This is a genomic window from Calditrichota bacterium (assembly GCA_016867835.1).
GTDB lineage: Bacteria > Electryoneota > AABM5-125-24 > Hatepunaeales > Hatepunaeaceae > VGIQ01.
In genome coordinates this window covers 1-6,527 of record VGIQ01000136.1, presented here as the reverse complement: position 1 = coordinate 6,527, position 6,527 = coordinate 1, and the positions used below count along the sequence as shown (strand labels likewise).

Sequence of the window (6,527 nt, the reverse complement as noted above, 5' to 3'; positions counted from 1 at the left end):
GCTGGTGGGCGCTCCGGCTCTACGATGCAAGAGGCGCCGAGGTGATGCTGCTAAAGGAAGGCTTCCTGCCCTTCGGCACACATCAACTTCACTTTGACGCCGGCGCGCTCCCCTCGGGGCAGTATATGCTCTCTCTCCAAGGCCGACAGGGAGCCGCAACGCAGAGAGTAGTGCTGGTCAGGTAAGCAAGCGAGTATTGGGGATCGAATTACCTTGCTTCCCGGCTGCTCCGATCTGACGTTTTAGGATGCGGTCGTGTGGGGTCGCGCCTCACCCCATCCCGAGCCCCCGCGCAACGACCAGCGTCCCCCAGGCAGCGAGGTAGGCCACCCCGGTCTGGTAGGCTACCGAAAAAGCCGTCCATTGCCACGCGCGGGCTTCCCGCTGTAACGTAACGACCGTCGTCAGGCAGGGCGTATAGAGCAGCACAAAGACCAGGAAAGCGAGCGCTGCCGCCGGCGAGGGCACTTCGCGCTGCAGAGCCTGCACTAACGTCGCCTCCTCCGCTTCAGAATCGCCCGTCATCAGAACCCCCATCGTCGCCACGACGATCTCCTTGGCCACAAAGCCGCTAATCAGCGCAATATCCATCTTGAGCGTGAACCCGAGCGGTTCAAAGACCGGCTCGGCCCAACCCGCCATGCGGTAGATGTAGGTGCTCTCGGCATAGGCGGTTTCCACCCCGTCTTCAACCGGATCGGGTGCAACGGCTGCGCGGGGGAAGTTGCTGAGAAACCAGATCAGGACTGCAAAGGCAGCCACCAGGGTCCCTATCCGTCGCAGGAACATTTTGGTGTTGAAGCGGAGCAAGTTCCAGGTCGTTCGGCCGGTCGGCCAGCGATAGGGTGGCAGTTCCATCACGAAAGGCGCCGACTGGCCTTTCAAGAGCGTCCGGCTGAAGAGGCGTCCCAGAAGAAGCGCTGCCATCAGACCGGCCAGATAGAGCGTGAAGATGATTGTGCCGCCCGTCCGCGGGAAAAAGGCTGCCGTTACTATCACATAGACCGGCAGCCGCGCACTGCAACTCATAAAGGGCGTCAGGAGCATTGTCAAGAGCCGGTCGCGGCGGCTCTCGAGCGTCCGGCTCGCCATCAACGCCGGAACATTGCAGCCGAATCCCATCAGCAGCGGGATGAACGCCTTGCCGTGCAGACCCATCAGGCGCATCAAGCGGTCCATAAGGAACGCCGCTCGCGCCATATAGCCGGAATCTTCGAAGAGATGAATCCCCATCATCAGGATCAGGATGTTAGGAAGGAAGACGAGGATCATCCCCGCGCCGCCGATGATCCCGTCGCCAAGAACCTCGCCCCATAAGCCGGGAACGCCGCCCTTGACCATCTCGCCGAGGCCGGACATCAGTCCGTCGATCCAGTCCATCGGCACCGCTCCCACCGTGAAGGTGAGTTGGAAGAGCCCGAACATCAGCGCGAGGAAGATCGGGATGCCGAGCCAGGGGTCGAGCATCACCCGGTCGATCCGCGCCGTCAGACCCTCCCGGTGGTCGGCAGTGGAGGATACCGATTCGGCGAGCAATTTCGATATCGCCGTGTAACGGGTATGCGTAACGGCTTCAGTGAACGTCCGGCCAATGCGCGGCTGGCGACGTTCTATTTCAGCCTCAATTCGCTTCATCAAGCCGGCATCGATCCCCCGCGGAGCCGATGGTTCGCGGGTGAGTAGCCCTATCGCATACCCTCGTCCGATAGGTCGGCCGGTGTCAGCGCAGAGTTGCCGGATGCCGGCCAACGTCGCCTCGGTGGCGTCATCAAAGGCAATATGAAGCGCGCCGTCGCGGGAGTCGTCCAGCCGGTCGGCGAGGGTCTCGACCAGTTGGCGGATGCCCTCGCCCCGGTTGCCGACAGTCGGCACTACCGGGATGCCGAGTTGCTCGCTGAGTCGCTTGGGATCGATAAGCAAGTTCCGGCGTCGCACTTCATCGAACATATTGAGGACGAGAACCAGCGGCAGTTCCTGCTCGATCAACTGCACCGTCAATAGCAGACTCCGCTCGAGCCGTCCGCCATCGACAACCTGGACGACAATGTCAGGACGACCTTCGGCACCAAACCCATGGACGATGAAGTCACGCGCTACTTCTTCGTCGGGGGAGACCGCCGAGAGGCTATACATTCCAGGCAGATCAACGATCCGCAGCAACCTCCCATTCGACTTCACCCAGCCGTCACGCCGCTCGACGGTCACTCCACCCCAGTTGCCGACCTTCTGATGTGAGCCGGTCAACTGGTTAAAAATCGTCGTTTTGCCGGAGTTGGGATTGCCTGCCAAAGCAACTAGGGCTTCGCCGTCGCGTCGGCCAGTGGTCAGACTCGATCCCGAGCCGTGGTGATGGGAATGGAGATGAAGCAGTGGACGGGTCATCGGTCGGAGGCATCGCCGGCAGGCGCTTGCCCGATGGCGGAAGGATCAGATAAAGTGGAGTGGACGCGAATTAGGAGGGCTTCCTCGCGGCGTAGGCTGACCAGGTAGCCTCGAAGTCGGAACTCGATAGGATCGGATAGCGGGGCCCGGCGAACGACTTCGATCAAGGTTCCCGGGACGAAGCCCATTTCCGCCAGCCGTCGCGCAATCGGGCCGGCGCCATCGAGGCAGCAGACCCGCACCTCGGAGCCGGACGGCACGTCGCCGAGGCGCATCGCTTCAGCATATCTCTCGGCTGCGCAAGTGCAGTTGAAAGTCCCGGTGGCGATAGGCTCGCGAGGCGGCGACCGGTGCGAAAAGAGTCCCATACTACCCCGGCATAGCCTTGACCGGCGCAAAACTGCACCACGGGCAACCCTCGAGCCGGCGGACATACTCGACCAGCGCATCAAGAGTCTCCGGGCTCATCGCATGCTCGAGACGGCAGGCTTCGTTGTTGGCCGCTTCGGCCGGAAGACCAAGGATGTTCTCAAGAAACGTCCGAATCACCGCATGCCGCCGCGACAACACTGCGCCCAATTCCCGGCCGTCGTCGGTCAGTTCGACATAGCCGTAATGCTCGTGCTGAACGAGGCCCAGAGAGCGCAGGTCTTTCAGCGCGATCGAGACCGACGACCGCGTCACACCGCGCCGCTCGGCGATGTCCTTTACGCGAGCGACCGGGCCGGCTTCGATCAGATCGCGGATCACTTCGACATATTCCTGCACCGTTGCATTGAAGCGCTCATCGACGTCGAGGTCGGGGCAGGCGCCGTTGCAGGCGGGTAAGTTAGAGGCGTCAATCATTCTTTGACAGATAATATAGCACCCGCGGGACATGATGTCAAGCCCCTCGTTGCAGCCGGCGCGCTAAAATGCAAAGGGGCTGCCCTGACGGACAGCCCCGATAGTGGTGGTCAAGTCAACCGGCCGTTGCGGTGGTCGGTGGGCTCTTCCGCCATCGATGTGGACGAAAGGTGATGCTGAGATCGGCGTTGAGCGCGCGGGCAATCTTCTGCAATGTCGAAAGCGACATCCGCTCATAATCCGCGCTCTCGATACGGGCAATAGCGGACTGGGAGGTCCCGGTCAACTGCGCGAGTTGCATCTGCGTCAGTTTACGCCTTTCACGCAATTCCTGAATGGCGATACCAAGCCGCAGTTTACGGCCGATCTCGTCGAGTTCTGCAGCCAGAACCGGATCTGCGGCACGACGATCCCGAATGACATCGAGAGCAGATGTGGATCGCTCGCTCCAATCCTCGCCCTTGGGTAGCATGATCGTTCCTTGCTTTTGTTTATATGCTATTTATATCTATCAATAAGTTCTTGTCTTCGCTTTATCGCTCGTGCGATGTCATCTGATGGCACACTATTAGACCTCTTTATTATTCCGTGTAGTAGAAACGCAACTCCTCTATGTAAGCAAAGCAACAACCTAAATCGGCGCTTATGCACTCTCCACCTTAACTCGTAGATACCTGATTTCAAGTAATCAATGTGGGGTCTTCTTAAGTCGTTCCCTCGTTCAGCAAGCAACTCTATCATTCCTTCATCTCTTGTCAAAGCGTCGGAAGGCAAAGCGTATAGCCATTCCCCTCGCTGGCTCTCTACCACTTTCATCACATAGTAGCGAACGTCCATTCATTTCCCTTCGTGTGAGATTAGGTCTTTAACCATCAAGTATGACTCACTAATAATAGCATATTTGAGATAGGAATGCAAGATGTTTCGCCTACGCCGCCAGCAGCCGCGCCATCTCCTCCTTGACGGCCATAATGACCTGCTCAGGCGTGATCTCAAACTCATTCTGCGGCAAGAGCGACGCCATCCGCTCCGGCGCCAGATGCCGGATCAGCGACGCCAGTTGCCCGGACTGATTCTCCTCGGCGACGATGATCCGTTCGAGCGACCGCATCCACTCCCGCAACTGCTCTACAGGTAGAGGATTCAAGTGCCTGATCTGCGCCGTTGCGAGGCGGACGCCCTGCCGCTTAAGGATGCGCCGGGCTTCCTCTATGGCTCCGGCTGTCGAGCCCCAGCCAACGACGCCGACGCGGGCGCCTTTGCCGAGCCCATTGTAGGGCGGCTCGGCAGCAAGAATAGCGCGCGCCGACCCGACCTTGCGGAGCCGTTTGGCGCTCATAGCCTGGTGTGCAGCAGCGTCTCCAGCCGGGCTGCCGGTGGAAGAATGCTCCATCCCGGCAGCGACGAAGGGGAGGTCGTCCCGACCCGGCAGCGAGGTCGGCGAAACGCCCGTCGGCGTTAGGAGATAGCGCTCAAAGGCGGCCGCGTAGTCATCGTCATTCCCAGCCTGCACTCGCGCGCGGTTCGACCGCGGCAGGCTCTCCCAGTCCGGCTCGGGGATCGCTTCGATGCGGTTCGAGAGCGCGGCATCCGAGAGGACGATGACCGGCATCTGGAATTCCTCTGCCAAATTGACTGCTCGATGGGTCAGATAGAACGCTTCCTCGACCGTCGAAGGCGCGAGCACCAGTCGCGGCGAGTCGCCCGGCGAGCCGTGGAGGGCATAGAGGAGATCGCCCTGCTCGGACTTTGAGGGCTGGCCGGTGGCAGGGCCGGAGCGCTGCACATCGACCACCGTGATCGGAACTTCGGAGACGACCGCGAGGTTGAGCAGTTCCGACATCAGCGCGAAGCCGGGACCTGAGGTGGCGCACATCGCACGCTTACCGGCATAGGAAGCGCCGAGGCACGCCGCGAGCGCAGCCATTTCGTCTTCCATCTGGATCGCGACGCCGCCGAGGTCGGGCAGTTCCTTCAGCATCATTTCGAGGATCGACGAAGCCGGAGTGATCGGGTAGCCGCAGAAGAATCTGACGCCGGCCGCGAGGGCACCTAAGGCGATCGCTTCGTTGCCGTTCAGGACGAGGCGGCGGCCCTTGACTTCAGGCGCCTTGACCGTCCAGTGAAACCATCCGGCATCGCGACCGGCTTTGTAGCCGGCGGCGATGGACTCCGAGATGTGAGGATTCGGTTCGCCGCGCCGGGATAGGCGCTTCTGCGCAACCGCTTCGACGAGCGGCTCATCCAGCCCGAGCGCTTCGGCAAGGAACCCGAGCGCGACCATATTGGAACTGCGCGCCTCGCCCAACGACTTCGCAATGACGGCGGGCGAAAGAGGTGCGCGGAGGGGATCGCCGTCCTTGCGGGTAAGCGAGATGACCCATTCGCTCCCTTTGCCGTCGGCGAGGGTGAGGTGCGGCTCGCCGCCCCACCAGGTCTGATCGTTGGATGAGACTTTGAACTGGAACCAGGCGCGTCCGCCTTTGATCTCGGCCGGAAAGGCGCGGCTGCACTGGATATGGAAGCCTTGCCGGGCGGCGCTGCGAGCCAGTATCTCGCCGACCACCGAGCCGCCGCGACCGCCTTCGCCCTCGACGCGAAAGATCAAGGGGTCTATGTTAATGCTAATGCTAATGTTAATGCTAAAGTCTGATGCTAATGACTGATGCTGATGACTGATGCCCCCCTCCGGTGGCTCCGCGATTTATCAGGCTGCCGCGTAGGGGCGGATTCCGATCCGCCCAGCCTATCCTGTCGGGGGTGCCGCTTGCCATTCTGAACGCAGTGAAGAATCCCGTCTGTCGTTCACTGGTGGCTCCCCGATTTGTCAGGCTGCCGCGTAGGGGCGGATTCCGATCCGCCCAGCTTATCCTAACGGGGGGTGCCGCCTCTGTCATTCTGAACGCTGTGAAGAATCTCGTCTGTCGTTCACCGGTGGCTCCCCGATTTATCGGGAGTGCCGCGTAGGGGCGGATTCCGATCCGCCCAGCCTATCCTGTCGGGGGTGCCGCCTCTGTCATTCTGAACGCTGTGAAGAATCTCGTCTGTCGTTCACCGGTGTCTCCCCGATTTATCAGGCTGCCGCGTAGGGGCGGATTCCGATCCGCCCAGCCTATCCTGTCGGGGGTGCCGCTTGCCATTCTGAACGCTGTGAAGAATCTCGTCTGTCGTTCACCGGTGGCTCCCCGATTTATCAGGCTGCCGCGTAGGGGCGGATTCCGATCCGCCCAGCCTATCCTGTCGGGGGTGCCGCTTGCCATTCTGAACGCTGTGAAGAATCCCGACTGCCGTTTGCCGGT

Annotated in this window: 6 protein-coding genes; all 6 read right to left on the bottom strand. The window is 61.0% G+C overall.

What is annotated here, in order from left to right; all coding sequences use genetic code 11:
- Positions 1–270: 270 nt before the first annotated feature.
- Positions 271–2,382 carry a ferrous iron transport protein B gene (feoB, locus tag FJY67_10810; protein ID MBM3329938.1) on the bottom strand — a complete coding sequence of 704 codons (2,112 nt, stop codon included), beginning with the start codon at positions 2,380–2,382 and terminating at the stop codon, positions 271–273.
- Entirely contained in the window at positions 2,379–2,657 is a 279-nt protein-coding gene (locus tag FJY67_10805) for a ferrous iron transport protein A (GenBank protein ID MBM3329937.1), read from the bottom strand. Before FJY67_10805 ends, feoB begins: the two co-directional genes overlap by 4 nt.
- A gap of 94 nt (positions 2,658–2,751) precedes the next feature.
- Positions 2,752–3,261, bottom strand: coding sequence for a metal-dependent transcriptional regulator (locus tag FJY67_10800; protein MBM3329936.1), 510 nt, complete (start codon positions 3,259–3,261; stop codon positions 2,752–2,754).
- An 82-nt stretch (positions 3,262–3,343) separates the two neighbouring features.
- Entirely contained in the window at positions 3,344–3,700 is a 357-nt protein-coding gene (locus tag FJY67_10795) for a helix-turn-helix transcriptional regulator (GenBank protein ID MBM3329935.1), read from the bottom strand.
- Between the two features lie 26 nt (positions 3,701–3,726).
- A complete protein-coding gene (locus FJY67_10790) occupies positions 3,727–4,065 on the bottom strand; it encodes a type II toxin-antitoxin system RelE/ParE family toxin (GenBank protein ID MBM3329934.1) in 339 nt (112 codons plus the stop codon).
- A gap of 91 nt (positions 4,066–4,156) precedes the next feature.
- On the bottom strand, positions 4,157–5,836 hold the full coding sequence (locus FJY67_10785; protein MBM3329933.1) for a hypothetical protein: 1,680 nt from the start codon (positions 5,834–5,836) through the stop codon (positions 4,157–4,159).
- Positions 5,837–6,527 lie beyond the last annotated feature (691 nt).